The organism is Isoptericola variabilis 225, assembly GCF_000215105.1.
GTDB classification, from domain to species: Bacteria; Actinomycetota; Actinomycetes; order Actinomycetales; family Cellulomonadaceae; genus Isoptericola; species Isoptericola variabilis_A.
Genome location: NC_015588.1, coordinates 1,704,557 through 1,718,655, shown reverse-complemented (window position 1 = coordinate 1,718,655; position 14,099 = coordinate 1,704,557). Strand labels below are relative to the sequence as shown.

16 protein-coding genes, 1 pseudogene and 1 riboswitch are annotated in these 14,099 nt (G+C 74.0%); of the genes and pseudogenes, 11 read left to right on the top strand and 6 right to left on the bottom strand.

The features are described from left to right. Positions 1 to 184 precede the first annotated feature (184 nt). From clsA to ISOVA_RS07940, 9 genes are all read left to right on the top strand, one after another. On the top strand, positions 185 to 766 hold the full coding sequence (clsA, locus tag ISOVA_RS07980) for a cardiolipin synthase ClsA (RefSeq protein WP_013838730.1): 582 nt from the start codon (positions 185 to 187) through the stop codon (positions 764 to 766). Continuing rightward, positions 763 to 1,674, top strand: coding sequence for a DUF881 domain-containing protein (locus ISOVA_RS07975; RefSeq protein ID WP_013838729.1), 912 nt, complete (start codon positions 763 to 765; stop codon positions 1,672 to 1,674). Before clsA ends, ISOVA_RS07975 begins: the two co-directional genes overlap by 4 nt. Further along, positions 1,671 to 2,003: a small basic family protein gene (locus ISOVA_RS07970; protein ID WP_013838728.1), complete on the top strand. Its 333-nt coding sequence runs from the start codon at positions 1,671 to 1,673 to the stop codon at positions 2,001 to 2,003. The genes ISOVA_RS07975 and ISOVA_RS07970 overlap by 4 nt, the downstream gene beginning before the upstream one ends. Positions 2,004 to 2,005: 2 nt before the next feature. Further along, positions 2,006 to 3,067, top strand: a complete 1,062-nt coding sequence (locus ISOVA_RS07965) for a DUF881 domain-containing protein (RefSeq protein WP_013838727.1) — start codon at positions 2,006 to 2,008, stop codon at positions 3,065 to 3,067. Between the two features lie 162 nt (positions 3,068 to 3,229). Next, positions 3,230 to 3,706: an FHA domain-containing protein gene (locus ISOVA_RS07960; RefSeq protein WP_013838726.1), complete on the top strand. Its 477-nt coding sequence runs from the start codon at positions 3,230 to 3,232 to the stop codon at positions 3,704 to 3,706. Continuing rightward, positions 3,703 to 4,455 (top strand): transcriptional regulator FtsR, encoded by a 753-nt coding sequence (ftsR, locus tag ISOVA_RS07955; protein WP_013838725.1) that lies wholly within the window; start codon positions 3,703 to 3,705, stop codon positions 4,453 to 4,455. The genes ISOVA_RS07960 and ftsR overlap by 4 nt, the downstream gene beginning before the upstream one ends. Positions 4,456 to 4,566: 111 nt before the next feature. Continuing rightward, a complete protein-coding gene (locus tag ISOVA_RS07950) occupies positions 4,567 to 5,109 on the top strand; it encodes a bifunctional nuclease family protein (protein WP_049788444.1) in 543 nt (180 codons plus the stop codon). Between the two features lie 203 nt (positions 5,110 to 5,312). Beyond that, positions 5,313 to 5,906 carry a MerR family transcriptional regulator gene (locus ISOVA_RS07945; protein WP_013838723.1) on the top strand — a complete coding sequence of 198 codons (594 nt, stop codon included), beginning with the start codon at positions 5,313 to 5,315 and terminating at the stop codon, positions 5,904 to 5,906. A 13-nt stretch (positions 5,907 to 5,919) separates the two neighbouring features. After that, the gene (locus ISOVA_RS07940) at positions 5,920 to 6,576 is read left to right on the top strand and encodes an MBL fold metallo-hydrolase (RefSeq protein ID WP_013838722.1); all 657 of its coding nucleotides are present in this window, start codon (positions 5,920 to 5,922) and stop codon (positions 6,574 to 6,576) included. 49 nt (positions 6,577 to 6,625) lie between these two features. On the opposite strand, the gene ISOVA_RS07935 is transcribed toward ISOVA_RS07940, so the two are convergent. Together ISOVA_RS07935 and ISOVA_RS07930 are read right to left on the bottom strand one after the other, a co-directional pair. Continuing rightward, positions 6,626 to 7,972 (bottom strand): phospholipase D-like domain-containing protein, encoded by a 1,347-nt coding sequence (locus ISOVA_RS07935; protein ID WP_013838721.1) that lies wholly within the window; start codon positions 7,970 to 7,972, stop codon positions 6,626 to 6,628. Then, positions 7,969 to 9,036 carry a tyrosine-type recombinase/integrase gene (locus tag ISOVA_RS07930; RefSeq protein WP_013838720.1) on the bottom strand — a complete coding sequence of 356 codons (1,068 nt, stop codon included), beginning with the start codon at positions 9,034 to 9,036 and terminating at the stop codon, positions 7,969 to 7,971. Before ISOVA_RS07930 ends, ISOVA_RS07935 begins: the two co-directional genes overlap by 4 nt. Before the next feature lie 176 nt (positions 9,037 to 9,212). Beyond that, positions 9,213 to 9,276, top strand: a riboswitch (guanidine-III (ykkC-III) riboswitch). A gap of 10 nt (positions 9,277 to 9,286) precedes the next feature. On the opposite strand from ISOVA_RS07930, the gene ISOVA_RS07925 reads away from it, so the two are divergent. Continuing rightward, a complete protein-coding gene (locus ISOVA_RS07925; RefSeq protein WP_013838719.1) occupies positions 9,287 to 9,601 on the top strand; it encodes a DMT family transporter in 315 nt (104 codons plus the stop codon). Between the two features lie 98 nt (positions 9,602 to 9,699). Here ISOVA_RS07925 and ISOVA_RS07920 read toward each other — a convergent pair whose 3' ends face one another. Then, positions 9,700 to 10,368 carry an alpha/beta fold hydrolase gene (locus ISOVA_RS07920; protein WP_013838718.1) on the bottom strand — a complete coding sequence of 223 codons (669 nt, stop codon included), beginning with the start codon at positions 10,366 to 10,368 and terminating at the stop codon, positions 9,700 to 9,702. Between the two features lie 126 nt (positions 10,369 to 10,494). Here ISOVA_RS07920 and ISOVA_RS17645 point away from each other — a divergent pair. Then, a pseudogene (locus ISOVA_RS17645) lies at positions 10,495 to 10,722 on the top strand (squalene cyclase); the annotation flags it as partial. 172 nt (positions 10,723 to 10,894) lie between these two features. Here the strand turns inward: ISOVA_RS17645 and ISOVA_RS07910 are convergent. From ISOVA_RS07910 to ISOVA_RS07900, 3 genes are read right to left on the bottom strand one after another with little or no spacing between them, the layout of a single operon-like run. Further along, positions 10,895 to 11,173: a RidA family protein gene (locus tag ISOVA_RS07910; protein WP_186004541.1), complete on the bottom strand. Its 279-nt coding sequence runs from the start codon at positions 11,171 to 11,173 to the stop codon at positions 10,895 to 10,897. Between the two features lie 30 nt (positions 11,174 to 11,203). Next, positions 11,204 to 13,594 (bottom strand): ATP-binding cassette domain-containing protein, encoded by a 2,391-nt coding sequence (locus tag ISOVA_RS07905; protein WP_013838715.1) that lies wholly within the window; start codon positions 13,592 to 13,594, stop codon positions 11,204 to 11,206. Between the two features lie 33 nt (positions 13,595 to 13,627). Beyond that, positions 13,628 to 14,098, bottom strand: coding sequence for a nitroreductase family deazaflavin-dependent oxidoreductase (locus ISOVA_RS07900; protein ID WP_013838714.1), 471 nt, complete (start codon positions 14,096 to 14,098; stop codon positions 13,628 to 13,630). Position 14,099 lies beyond the last annotated feature (1 nt).

Genomic DNA, 14,099 nt, shown 5'->3' with positions numbered 1-14,099 from the left:
ACACACACACCTGACCCGGCTCTGGCCGGGGTCGCTACGAACACACGGGAGGGACGACGAACTCCGAAGTCCCCTCCATCCTACGGTGCGGCGGCTCCCGGCGGGGCGCCGCCGCCGGTGAGGTTGCCCACTGCGTAGGATGGCGGGGACGGCACTGGGCCGGTGACCACGGGGGAAGGTGAGCGTGCAGGCAGGGCAGGAGGTCCGCTCCACGGTCTTCACGATCCCGAACGTCATCAGTCTCGTGCGCCTGGCGCTCGTGCCGGTCTTCGCGGTCCTCATCGTCGCCGGTCACGACGTGTGGGCGCTCGTCGTCCTCGCGGTCTCCGGGTTCACCGACTGGCTCGACGGCGTGCTGGCGCGCCGTCTGGACCAGGTGAGCAAGCTCGGGCAGATGCTCGACCCCGCGGCCGACCGCCTGTTCATCCTCGTCACGCTCGTGGGCCTGGCCTGGCGCGAGATCGTGCCGCTGTGGCTCGTGGTGGTGATCGCGGCGCGCGACCTCATGCTCGCGGTGCTGCTGCCGGTGCTCGCGCGGCACGGCTACGGCCCGCTCGAGGTGAGCTTCGTGGGCAAGGCGGGCACGTTCGCGCTGCTGTACGCGTTCCCGCTGCTGCTGCTCGCGGAGGCGCCGGGCGCGCTCGGTGCGGTCGCGCACGTCGTCGGCTGGGCGTTCACGTGGTGGGGCATCGGCCTGTACTGGCTCGCGGGCCTGCAGTACGTGGCCCAGACCCGCCGGCTGGTCGCGCAGGAGGGCGCGCGGTGACGGCGCCCGCCCCGGCACGGCCCGGCGGCCGGCCGCGCCCCGACGCGTCGATGACGCTGCTCGTGGAGGTCATGGAGCGCCCGCTCGACCCCGCGTACGCCGAGGCCGCGGCCCGGCGACGGGCCGTCCGGGAGGGCCGCGCGCCCGACCGCCGCAGCCCGGTCGGCGTCGTGCTGCTCGTGCTCGTCGCGATCCTCCTCGGCCTCATGACCGCGAGCGCCGCGCGTCAGCTGAGGGTGCCGCAGGAGGGCGTGGCGGAGGCGCGGGCGCTGCTCGAGGACGAGATCGCGGCACGCTCGGCGCAGGCGGAGGCCCTGCAGGCCCGCAGCGCGACGCTCAGCGACGAGATCGAGGCGCTGCAGCGGGCGACGCTCGCGCGCGACCCGGTGCTGGCCGAGCAGCTGCGCCTGGACGGGCTGGTCAACGGGTCGCGGGCCGTGCGGGGCCCGGGCCTGGTGGTGACGCTGACCGACGGTGGCGGCGGACTGACCGACGGCGACGGGGAGCCGGGCTCGCGCGTGCAGTACACGGACGTGCGGACCGTGGTGAACGCGCTGTGGGCGGCCGGGGCGGAGGCGGTCTCGGTCGACGGGCAGCGGCTGACGTCGGTGTCGGCGATCCGCAACGCGGGGGACGCGATCCTGGTGGACCTGGTGCCGCTGCCCGGGCCGACGTACACGATCCGGGCGATCGGCGACCCGCAGGCGATGCAGGCCGCGTACGCTCGCTCCGACGCCCCGACGTACCTGCAGCTGCTGGCGTCCGGCTACGGCATCGAGTCGAGCGTGACCGCGGCCGAGGACCTGGAGCTGCCGGGCGTGGGGACGCAGCAGCTGCGCAGCGCGGAGCCGCTGTCGGACGCCCTGCCCAGCCCCAGTGGCACCGCAACCGAGGAGGTAAGCCCATGATCGCCGTCGTCGGGCTCGTGATCGGTGTCGTCGCCGGCCTCGTGCTGCAGCCGACGGTCCCGGTGGCGTTGCAGCCGTACCTGCCGATCGCCGTCGTGGCGGCGCTCGACGCGCTGTTCGGCGGCCTGCGCGCCCTGCTGGACGGGCTGTTCGACGACAAGGTGTTCCTGGTCTCGTTCCTGTCGAACGTGCTCGTCGCGGCGTTCATCGTGTTCCTCGGCGACCAGTTGGGCGTGGGCTCGCAGCTGTCGACCGCGGTGGTCGTGGTGCTGGGCATCCGGATCTTCTCGAACGCGGCGGCGATCCGCCGGCACCTGTTCAAGGCCTGAGCATGACCGCAGACGACGACACCGCCGCCCCCGCGCCGCGCGACCCGCACGACGACGCCCGCACCGACCCGGACACGCCGGCGCCCGCCGCCGCCGCGGAGGACGACGCTCCGGCCGACCCCGACGCCGCGACGCCGGTGCCCGGTGACGAGCCGGCTCCCGGCGAGGAGCCGGTGGTGGGCGAGGAGCCGGTGGACGGCGCGCCGCAGGGCGCTGCCGAGGCCGTCCCCGAGGACAACGCGCCGGCGGACGAGTACGACGCGCCGGCGGGCGCCGCGGCGCGGCCCTCGACCGGGCCGACGCCGGCCGAGCCGGCCGCGGCCCCGGCCGCGAGCGCCGCCCGGGCGAGCGGGTGGCGCCGGCTGGGGGAGGCGCTGCGCCCGCGGCTGACTCGTTCGCAGCTGCTGGCCGGCGTGCTGTGCGCCGCCCTCGGGTTCGCGCTCGTGGTGCAGGTGCAGCAGTCGGCGTCGGACCAGCTGTCGTCGGCGCGCCAGGACGACCTGGTGCGCCTGCTGGACGAGGTGACGCAGCGGGCCGACCGGCTCGACGAGGAGGTCGCGCGGCTCGAGGCGACGCGCGACGACCTGGCGTCGGGCACGGGTCAGGCGCAGGCGGCGCTCGAGCTGGCCCGGGAGCGCGCCGCGTCGGAGGGCATCCTGTCGGGGCGGCTGCCGGCCGAGGGACCGGGGGTCGAGATCTCGATCGCAGACCCGGGCCGGGGCCTGACGGCCTCCCAGCTGTTCAACGTGCTCGAGGAGCTGCGCAACGCCGGCGCGGAGGCGGTCGAGCTCAACGGGCTGCGGCTCGTGACGTCGTCGTGGTTCGTGGACCGCGACGGCGTGATCGTGGTCGACGACCAGGAGCTGTCGCCGCCCTACGAGTGGGTCGCGATCGGCGACCCGGCGACGATCAGCCCGGCGCTGGAGATCCCGGGCGGCGCGTTCGCGACGGTGCGCAACCGCGGTGCGAGCGTGACGCTGGTCTCGCACGACCGGGTCGAGGTCACGGCGGTGCGCGAGCCGCGCGAGCCGCGGTTCGCGCGCCCGGTGGAGTCGGCCGACTGATCGCCGCGGGCGACGTCCCGGCTTCCCGCACAGGCCCGTGACGGGGTAGGTTGAGCGGACGAAGGCGCACGTCGGGCGCACGACGGCACCCGGCGCACGGTCGAGCGCGTACCCGGTGCCGGCATGCGTCCGGCGGCCTGGCCCGAACTCGCAGGAGGACTGATGACGGACCCCCGTGCTCTCCCGCCGCACCAGGCGGGCGCCGACACCACGGCGCACCTCGGTCGCATCGGCGCGCCCGCGGAGGAGCAGGTCCACCGGATCCCGTTGACGGCGGAGGAGGCGGCGGCGGTCGCGGCGCTCCCGCGGCACTCGGCGCTGCTCGTCGTGCAGTACGGGTCCGGCGCCGTCGGCGAACGGTTCCTGCTCGACACCGACCGTGCGGTCGCGGGCCGCAGCGCCAACGCCGACATCTTCCTCGACGACGTCACCGTCTCGCGCAAGCACGCGGAGTTCGTCCGCGAGGGCGATCGGTTCGTCGTGCGCGACATCGGGTCGCTCAACGGGACCTACGTCAACCGCGTCCGGATCGACGCGGCGACCCTCACCACGGGCGACGAGGTGCAGATCGGCAAGTTCCGCATGTCGTTCCACGCGAGCCCGCAGGCGCCGCGGGACACGCAGGCGCCCCTGCCGTGACGTCCGCGCACGCGGCGCGGGACCCGGAGCCGCGCAGCCCGGAGGCACCCGAGCCGTGGCCGCGCGGGATCTCCCGCCAGGCCACGATGCGCATCTCCGACGTGCTGGCGCAGCTCGGACCCGAGTTCCCGTCGATCTCGCACTCCAAGCTGCGGTTCCTCGAGGAGCAGGGGCTCATCGACCCCGTGCGCACGCCGTCGGGGTACCGCCAGTACAGCCCGGCCGACGTCGAGCGCCTGCGGTTCGTCCTGACCGAGCAGCGCGACTCCTACCTGCCGCTGAAGGTCATCAAGGAGCGGCTCGCCGCGATGGACGCGGGGGAGCCCGCACCGGGGCCCGCGCCGCGCCTGGCCGACGGCGCCGCGGACGACGGGTCGTCGGCCCGGCGCCGCTGGACCGCCGAGTCGCTCGCCGAGGCGACCGGCACGAGCACCGAGCTCGTGCAGCAGCTCGTGATGGCCGGGGTGCTGCGCCCCGGCCCGGGCGGCTGGTTCGAGGCGGGGGCCGCCGACGTCGTGCGGATCGTGGCCCGGCTGGCCGAGTACGGCATCGAGCCGCGTCACCTGCGCCCGCTGCGCACGTCCGCGGACCGGCACGTCGGCCTCGTCGACCAGCTCGTGGCCCCGTACCGCAAGCAGCAGACCCCGTCGGCGCGCGCCCAGGCCGCCACGCTCGGCGCCGAGGTCGGCGAGCTCCTCGCACGCCTGCACACCGCGTGGGTGCGCCAGGGCGTGGCCGACCTCGGCTGAGAGCGCACCGCTCGTCGGGCCCCGTCGACCCGTTCCGCGCTGACCGCGACGCCGCGCATCCGGCCGTCGTACCGTGGATCGGTGGAGGCAGACGTGCCGAACGACGTGCCGATGGTCCCGGTGGAGGTTCTCGGCGTCCGGCAGCAGGCGCACGACCAGGAGATCGTCGTCCTGCTGCTCGACACCGCGGCCGACCTCGCCGTGCCCATCGTCATCGGCGCCCGCGAGGCGTCCGCCATCGCCATGGCGCAGGCCGGCCTGGTCACGCCCCGGCCCATGACCCACGACCTCCTGCGGGACCTGCTCGGCGCCGTCGGCGTCCAGCTCGAGCGGGTCGAGATCGTCGCGCTCGACGGGGGCATCTTCTTCGCCGAGCTCGTGCTCTCCAACGGCGTGCGGCTCGACTCGCGCGCGTCCGACGCGATCGCCCTGGCCGTGCGCACCGACAGCCCCGTGCTGTGCTCGGCGGAGATCATCGCCGCCGCGGGGGTCGAGGTGGTCGACGTCGAGCAGCAGCGGGAGGTCGAGCGGTTCCGCGACTTCCTCGACCACGTCAACCCCGAGGACTTCACCGACCCGAGCGGGGCCGGACCACCGGGCGAGGGTCCGGAGGAGCCGCGCCCCGGCGACGGACCGGACGACACGCAACCGTGAACCTCAGGTCGAGGATGAACCTCGGCTACCGTGGGACGCGGCCAACCTTCAACATCAGGTCGAGGGTTCGGGCGGCACGACCCGGACGCCGCGGCGGCACCGGGCGCCTGACCTCTCGCGACACGCCGGAACGGCTCCGGCCCGACGTCGTTGACGACCCCCCGGGCGCCCCCTAGCGTGGAAGCGACATCACAGGAGGCACAGTGAACAGCAGCGGTGAGGCAAGCGCCCCGGCGCCGGGCGTCTCGGTGCCGCACGGCGCGCAGGGGCTCCTCTTCGGCGAGGACCTCACGGAGCAGGACGCCGGCACCGGCTACCGCGGCACGACCGCGTGCCGCGTCGCGGGCATCACGTACCGCCAGCTCGACTACTGGGCGCGCACCGGCCTCGTCGAGCCGTCGATCCGGCCAGCCACCGGCTCCGGGACGCACCGGCTCTACAGCTTCCGCGACATCCTCGTGCTCAAGGTCGTCAAGCGGCTCCTCGACACCGGCGTCTCCCTGCAGCAGATCCGCAGCGCGGTGACGCACCTGCGCGAGCGCGGCGTCGAGGACCTCGCGCAGATCACGCTCATGAGCGACGGCGCCTCGGTGTACGAGTGCACGTCGCCCGACGAGGTCGTCGACCTGGTGCAGGGCGGCCAGGGCGTCTTCGGCATCGCCGTCGGCCGCGTCTGGCGCGAGATCGAGGGCACCCTGTCGGACATGCCGACCGAGTCGCTCGACGAGGCGGAGGCCGTCGCGAGCCACGAGGGCGACGAGCTCGCCGCCCGCCGCCGCGCCCGCACCGCCGGCTGACCCCGCCCGCACCGTGCGCCTGACGTCCTACGGACACTCGTGCGTCCGGCTCGACGGCGGAGCGACGCGCGTCGTCGTCGACCCCGGCACGTACGCCGACGCCGCCGGCGCGCTCGAGGGCGCGACCGCGGTCCTCGTCACGCACGAGCACCCCGACCACGTCGACACCGGCGCCCTCGTGCCCGCGCTGCACGCCGACCCCGCCCTGGAGGTCTGGGGCACGCACGGCGCGGTCGCGCTCCTGACCGGCGCCGGCGCCCCCGAGCGGGTGCACGCCGTAGCGCCGGGGGAGACGCTCCAGCTCGCCGACGCGCGCGTGACGGTGGGCGGCGGCCTGCACGCCGTCATCCACCCCCGGCTCGAGCGGATCGAGAACCGCACCTACCTCGTCGAGCTCGACGGCGCCGTCGTGCACCACCCGGGGGACTCGTTCGACCTGCCGCCGGGCTCGGTCGACGTCCTGCTCGTGCCGGTCGCCGCGCCGTGGCTCAAGCTCGCCGAGGCCGTCGACCACACGCTGGCCGCGAGCGCCCGCCTGGTCGTGCCGGTCCACGACGCGCCGCTGTCGGAGGTAGGGCACGGGCTGGTGGCGAAGTTCCTCGACACCGCGCGCCTGGGCGGCGAGCACGAGTACCGCCGGCTGCGGGCGGGGGAGTCGCTCGACGTCTGACCGCGGGCGCGGCCGTGGCGGGGCCAGGTGCGCCTCACGACGGTGCGCCTCACAACAGAGGGCGCAGGGGCGACAGCACGAGCTCGGCGAGCTTCTTCAGCGCGGGCCGCCGCTCCCACTCGTCGAGCGTGAGCTCGCGCGCGTTGGTGAGGTCCATGCGGAAGGTGTCCTCGAGGCGCGCGGCGACGCCGTCGTCGACGATCTCCAGGTTGATCTCGTAGTTGCCGGTGAGGCTCAGGCGGTCGATGTTGGCGGTGCCGACGGTGGACCAGGCGCCGTCGATGGTCGCGGTCTTGGCGTGGATCATCGCACCCTGGTACAGGAAGATGCGCACCCCGCCGCGCAGCAGCGTCGCGTAGTGGCCGCGCGCGAGCCAGTCGGCCACCACGTGGTTGGAGCGCTCGGGGACGAGGACGCGCACGTCGACGCCGCGGGCGGCCGCGTTGAGCAGCGCGGTGAGGATGTCCCGGTCGGGGATGAAGTACGCCTGGGTGATGTAGACGTGCGAGCAGGCGCGGTCGATCGCGTCGAGGTACAGGCCCCGGATGGGGAAGACGAGCTCGCTGGGCGCGTTGCGGGCGGCGCGCAGGTGCGGCAGCCAGTGCGGGGAGCCGACGTCCTGCAGGATCGGCAGGTCGTCGGTGCGCCAGCGGTTCCAGAAGTCGACGAACGCGTTGCGCAGCTCCCACACGGACGGGCCGGTCACGCGCAGGTGGGTGTCGCGCCAGCGCGTCGCGTACAGGGAGCCGATGTTGTACCCGCCGACGAACGCGACCTCGTCGTCGACGACGAGGATCTTGCGGTGGTCGCGGCCCGAGTGCCGGACGGCGGAGACGACCACCTGCGGGCGGAACACGGGGAAAGCGAGCACGTGCACGGCCGGGGGGAAGTCGTAGAACGACCGCGGCACGACGAGGTTCGCGAACGTGTCGTAGACGAGGTAGACGTCGACGCCGCGCTCCGCGGCCTCGACGACGGCCTGCTTGAACTCGGCGCCGACCTCGTCGCCCTTCCAGATGTACGTCTCCAGGAGGATCTGCTTCCTGGCGGTGCGGATCGCGGCGAGCATGTCCTGGTAGAGGTCGTCGCCGTAGGTGTAGACGGTCGTGGTGTTCTCGCCGATGCGCGACGTCGCGGGCGGCGCGGTCGGGAACCGCTTGTCGAGCGGGTAGCGCTGACCGCGGACCTTGTCGAGAACCATGAGACCGGCCGCGGTGGCCAGGGGCGTGACCGCGGCCGCGGCGGCGGCCCGCCGGGCGAAGCGTCGCACGGTGGGCCAGTCCACCTGGACGCGCACGGCGGACCGGGGCAGGCGGGGCAGACGCGGCGGCACGCGCTCACCGTATCCGGGCGCGCGGCGCGGCGCCCGCCGATTCACCCGCTCGCGAGCGGTCACCCGCCGGCGAGCGCCCCGGCGAGCGGGTGGCTGCGGATGGCGGCGGCGAGCTCGCCCTCGATGCGGTCGAGGTAGACGCCGGTCGTGGCGATCGACGCGTGCCCGAGCAGCTCGGCGACGACCTTGACGTCCCACCCCTCGGCCACGAGCAGGGTCGCGGTGGTGTGCCGCAGGGCGTGCGGCGTGGTGGGGCGCCGGTAGGGGGCCGGCATGCGGTCGACGGCGCGGGCGAGCAGGCCGCGGATGGCCTGCGTGTCCAGGCGTCGGCCGCGCCAGGACAGCAGCAGGGCGCGCTGGGCGTCGGCGTCGTCGGGCCGGCGCGCGGCGAGCCGGGGGCGCAGCCGCGTCAGGTAGTCCTCGAGCGCGGCGGCGAGCGGCGGGCTCAGGGCGACGGTGCGTGTGGTGCCGCCCTTGCCGACGATGCGCCACCGGGTCTCGTCGGGCTCGCGCGTGAAGTCGGCGACGTCGGCGCGCGCGAGCTCGGACACGCGCGGTCCGAGCACGAGCAGCAGCGCGACGACGAGCCGGTCGCGCGGCGCGAGCGCCTGGTCGGCGCGGGGCCGGCGCGCGGCCGGGCCGGAGTCGCCGCTGCCGGACCCGCCGGCGACGGTGGCCAGGAGGACCTGCGCGGCCGAGGCGGACAGGGCCGTGCGCTCGACGCGCAGGCGCTCGCGCACCTTCGCGGGCGGGGAGGCCCACTGCATGGGGTCGGCCTGGACCCAGCCGTGCCGGGCGGCGTGCGAGAAAAAGCGCGTCACCGACTGGCGGAACCGGTTGACGGTCGCCGTGGAGCGGCCGGGCGCGCCCTTGCGGGAGGGGTCGGCGTAGCGGCCGTCCGGGCTGGCCTGGTAGCGCACGAGCGCGTCGTCGACGTCGTCGCCCGTGACGTCGTCGAGCACGCGGCCGGGGCCGAGGAGGGTGACGAGCTCGGTGACGTCGCGCTCGTAGCTGCGCGCGGTCGCGGGGGAGAGGACGCCCCGGACGGTCTCGACGCGCACGGACGCGAGGTAGCGGTCGGCGGCCTCGGCGACGGTGAGGCGTTCGAGCCTCGGCGGTGCGACCACGGGTCCCTCCTCACGACGGCGGCGCGCCGCAGGGCGTTGACCTGCGGCGTCGTGGCCAGGGTAGGAGCGGCCACCGACACCGTCCCAGACGATGGTGTTGTGCCATACACACTGGTTTAGCCCGAATGTCCGATTCAGTGTACCGCCGGTCGGGCGGGGGTGTGCGAGCATCGGGCGCAGAGCCCGTGGGGGCTCCCGGACGAGGGGTGCCGTACCCGGTGTGCGACAAGACGGCACCGAGGGGAGCGTCATGTCCTGGATCGTCCTGGTCGTGTCGGGGATGCTGGAGGCCGTGTGGGCCACGGCGCTCGACCGGTCCGAGGGGTTCACGCGCTGGGGGCCGACGGTCGTGTTCGGCGTCGCGCTGGTGGCGAGCATGGCCGGGCTGGGCTGGTCGCTGCGCGAGCTGCCGGTCGGCACGGCGTACGCCGTGTGGGTCGGCATCGGAGCCGCGCTGACCGTCCTGTACGCGATGGCGACGGGCGCCGAGCCGGTGTCCGTGGTCCGGCTGCTGCTCATCGCCGGCATCGTCGGCTGCGTGATCGGGCTCAAGGTCACGCACTGAGAGAGTCGCCGGTGGCTCGGGGAAGGGCACTGGAGGGGGGTCTTCTCCAGCTGTAATGACATAATGTGCATTATCGGTGTAGCGGTGGTGAGCCCCGTTCAGCACCGGAGCAGGTACTCGACCAGCTCGTGAGGCCGGCTCAGCGCAAGGAGATGGCCGCCCGGAAGCACGTCGCACTCGAGCCCCAGGCGCTCGCGCGCCACCCGCCGCTGGAACTCCACCGGGAAGAACCGGTCGTCCGCTCCGGCCAGCACGCGCGTGCGGACGTCGGGCCACGCCTCCAGCGGCCACGGGTCCTCGAACGGCCGGCCTGACTGCTCGGGCTCCCCGCGGGCGAACGCCTCGTCGACCACGGCCTGCGGCACGTCGTGGAAGAAGTCGGTCACCCCGTCGAAGACGGGCTCGCGCCCCTCGGCACGGGCCTTGGCCACCCAGGCCTCGTGATGTCCCGTGCCCTGCCACCACTCGCCGCCCGTCTCGCCGGGCCGCGGCACCATGGCGTTGACCAGCACCAGCTGCCGGACGGCAAGCCGGTCGCACACCAGCGGCGCGGAGAAGCCGCCCATCGACTGCGCGACGAGCGTGACGTGGTCCGCGCCGTCGGCCGCCGCGGCGATCGCGTCCGCGTACGCCGCGAGGCCCGCCGTCGGGTCCTCGGCCGGCAGGTCCACCGCGACAGCACGATCACCGCGGCTCTTCAGCAGCGGCACCACGCGGTGCCAGTACCAGGCCTCGCCACCCGCACCCGGGACCAGGACGTACGTCATGCGAGGGCAGACCGGACTGCGCGGGCGCATTCATCGTTCGACGCCTCTCCCCCGCACGCCATGCGTCCGCAGGCGTGACAAAACGGACATCAGGGTCTGTCGGGGCCCGGTGCTACGGTCGCGAGCATGGCGGACGACGACGTCATCGGCTGGCTCCTCGACTCCGACCCGGCGCTGCGCTGGCAGGTCGAGCGCGACCTCCTCCACGCGCCGGAGGACGACTGGCAGGCGACCCGGGCGCGGGTGGCGACGGAGGGCTTCGGCGCCCGGCTGCTCGCCCTGCAGGACCCGGACGGGCAGTGGGCCGGCGGCGCGTTCTTCCCTGCAGGCTTCGACTTCGACGGCCCCGAGGCGCGCGACGGGACCTGGCTCCAGGAGCGCCGCCACCCCGGCCGGGTCTGGTTCGAGGTCGACGTCCCGCCCGGCGAGCCGTCGAAGTGGCTCACCTTCCACGCCACGCGTGTCCTCGAGTGGTGGGACGAGCGCCGGTCGTGACCTGCCGCCGCTCCCCCGCGGCCGGCCCGTCTCAGGACTCGGCGACGGCGGCGATCGCCTCGATCTCGACGAGCGCGCCCTCGGGGCCGACGTCGGACACGATGGCGACGGTGATCGCTGGCGGCTCGGCCCCTTGGGGCCAGACATCGCCGAAGGCGGCCAGGCCGTCCTGGATGGCGGTCTCGTCGGCGACGAGGATGGTCCACTTCACGACGTCCTCGAGGCCGGCGCCCGCTGCCTCCAGGCAGGTGCGGACGTTCTCGAGCACGCGGCGGGTCTGCTCGAGAGCGCCCGGCCCGCCAGGTGCCACGCCCACAACGGGAGGGCGGTCACGGGGAGATCAGACGCCCACGTACTCCGCCAGGTGCTGGCCCGTCAGCGTCGACCGCGCCGCCACGAGGTCTGCGGGCGTGCCCTCGAAGACGACGCGACCGCCGTCGTGCCCGGCCCCGGGGCCGAGGTCGATGATCCAGTCGGCGTGCGCCATGACGGCCTGGTGGTGCTCGATGACGATGACCGACTTGCCCGAGTCCACGAGGCGGTCCAGGAGCGCGAGGAGGTTCTCGACGTCGGCGAGGTGCAGGCCGGTGGTGGGCTCGTCGAGGATGTAGGTCCCGCCGCGCTCCCCCATGTGCATGGCGAGCTTGAGCCGCTGGCGCTCGCCGCCGGACAGGGTGTTGAGCGGCTGACCGAGGGTGAGGTAGCCGAGCCCGACGTCCTCCAGGTGGGACAGGACCTTGTGGGCGGCGGGGATCTTCGCCTCGCCCTCGCGGAAGAAGGCGTGCGCCTGGGCGACGGACAGGTCGAGCACCTCGGCGATGTTGAGCCCGCCGAGCCGGTACTCGAGGACGGCGGCCTGGAACCGCTTGCCGCCGCAGTCCTCGCAGGGCGTCTCGACGGTCTCCATGAACCCGAGCTCGGTGTAGATGCGGCCGTTGCCCTTGCAGGTGGGGCAGGCGCCCTCGGAGTTGGCGCTGAACAGGGCGGGCTTGACGCCGTTGGCCTTGGCGAACTCCTTGCGGACGGGCTCGAGCAGCCCGGTGTAGGTCGCGGGGTTGGAGCGCCGGGAGCCCTTGATCCCGGACTGGTCGACGACGACGACGCCGTCGCGCCCGGCGAGGTTGCCGTGGATCAGCGAGCTCTTGCCGGACCCGGCCACGCCGGTCACCACCGTCAGGACGCCGGTCGGGACGTCGACGTCGACGCCGACCAGGTTGTTCTGCCGCGCGCCGCGGATCTCGAGGGCGCCGGTGGCCTCGCGCACGGAGTCCTTGAGGCTCACCCGCAGGTCGAGGTGCTTGCCGGTGAGGGTGTCGCTGGCGCGCAGGCCCTCGACCGTGCCCTCGTAGCAGACGGTGCCGCCGTCGGTGCCGGCGCCGGGGCCGAGGTCGACGACGTGGTCGGCGATGGCGATCGCCTCGGGCTTGTGCTCGACGACGAGGACGGTGTTGCCCTTGTCGCGCAGGTCGAGCAGGAGCTTGTTCATCCGCTCGATGTCGTGCGGGTGCAGACCGATGGTCGGCTCGTCGAACACGTAGGTGACGTCCGTGAGGGCCGAGCCGAGGTGGCGGATCATCTTGGTGCGCTGCGCCTCTCCCCCGGACAGGGTGCCGGCGGCGCGGTCGAGCGACAGGTAGCCCAGCCCGATCTCGACGAAGGAGTCGAACAGGTGCAGCAGCGCGGCGCGCAGGGGTGCGACACCGGGCTCGTCGATGCCGCGCACCCACTCGGCGGCGTCGGTGATCTGCATGCGGCACACGTCGGCGATGTTCTTGCCGTGGATCTTCGCCGACCGCGCCGACTCGTTGAGGCGCGTGCCGTCGCAGGCGGGGCACGGCACGAAGACGGCGGCCTGCTCGACGAACCGGCGCACGTGGGGCTGCAGGGACTCGGGGGCCTTGCTGAACATCGACGCGCGCAGCTTGGGGATGAGGCCCTCGTAGGTCATGTTCATCCCGAGCGCCTTGACCTTGGTCTTCTCCCGGTACAGGAAGTCGTGGCGCTCGGTCTCGGTGAAGTCGCGCACGGGCTTGTCGCCGTCGAGGAAGCCCGACTCGGTGAAGCCCCGGACCATCCAGCCGTCGGGCTTGTAGCCGGGCACGAGGATCGCGCCCTCGTTGAGCGACCTGGACTCGTCGACGATGACGGACAGGTCGAGGTCCGAGACGGTGCCGCGCCCCTCGCACTCGGGGCACATGCCACCGAGGTAGACCTGCTCGCGCACGACCTTCTTCTCGGTGGCCCCGCCGGCCTTGTCCGTCTTCATGACGCCGCTGGCCCGTGCGGTCGGCACGTTGAACGAGAACGCCGTGGGCGGCCCGACGTACGGCTCGCCGATGCGGCTGAACAGGTTGCGCAGCATCGCGTTCGCGTCGGTGACGGTGCCGACCGTGGACCGCACGTTGGCGCCGAGGCGCTCCTGGTCGACGATGATCGCCGTCGTGATGCCCTCGAGGGTGTCGACGTCGGGCCGCGGCAGGGACGGCATGAAGCCCTGGACGAACGTCGAGTACGTCTCGTCGATGAGCCGGCGGGACTCGGCGGCGATCGTGGCGAACACCAGCGAGCTCTTGCCCGAGCCGGACACGCCGGTGAACGCCGTGAGGCGGCGCTTGGGGATGTCGAGGTCCACGGCCCGGAGGTTGTTCTCGCGGGCGCCGCGGACGCGGATCGTGGTGTGCCGGTCGGCGGGGTGCGTCGTCGAGGTCCCCTGCGTCGTCGTCATGGTCATAGTGTGTCGGACTCCCTCGTCTCGGGCCGCAGGTCAGCGGCGTGCCAGGCGCACCACCGGGTGGGTGCGCGCGCTCCTGCGCTGGTGCTTGTCGATGTGCGGCGCCGCCGCGGCGATGCGCGGCCAGACCACCGCGCGCGCCGCGTCGTCGAGCACGTGCGGCGTCACCGGCACCCGCTCGGTGCCGTGCAGCTCGACGCGCACGTCGTCCGGGCGGGCGACCAGGTTGGCGAACCAGTCGGGGTGGCGGCTACAGCCGCCCGACGCGACCACGAGCCAGGCGCCGTCGCCGTCGTCGAACCACGCGAGCGGGGTCTGCCGGGGCTCGCCGCTGCGGCGTCCGACGGTGTGCAGGACGAGCAGGTCCATGCCCATCTGGCGGCCGCCCCTGGTCCGCAGCCGGCGGATCGTGCGCGCGTTGGCCTTGTGCTGCACCCACCGCGACAGGGCGCCCGGGGTCCCGGGCGCGCGACGCGACGTCGTCTGCTGCGCCACCGCGATCACC

Coding starts and splice junctions, on each gene's coding strand:
- ISOVA_RS07965 (WP_013838727.1), top strand. CDS start 2,006: ATGACCGCAGACGACGACACCGCCGCCCCCGCGCCGCGCGACCCGCAC.
- ISOVA_RS07970 (WP_013838728.1), top strand. CDS start 1,671: ATGATCGCCGTCGTCGGGCTCGTGATCGGTGTCGTCGCCGGCCTCGTG.
- ISOVA_RS07960 (WP_013838726.1), top strand. CDS start 3,230: ATGACGGACCCCCGTGCTCTCCCGCCGCACCAGGCGGGCGCCGACACC.
- ISOVA_RS07920 (WP_013838718.1), bottom strand. CDS start 10,368: ATGACGTACGTCCTGGTCCCGGGTGCGGGTGGCGAGGCCTGGTACTGG.
- ISOVA_RS07950 (WP_049788444.1), top strand. CDS start 4,567: ATGGTCCCGGTGGAGGTTCTCGGCGTCCGGCAGCAGGCGCACGACCAG.
- ISOVA_RS07905 (WP_013838715.1), bottom strand. CDS start 13,594: ATGACCATGACGACGACGCAGGGGACCTCGACGACGCACCCCGCCGAC.
- ISOVA_RS07925 (WP_013838719.1), top strand. CDS start 9,287: ATGTCCTGGATCGTCCTGGTCGTGTCGGGGATGCTGGAGGCCGTGTGG.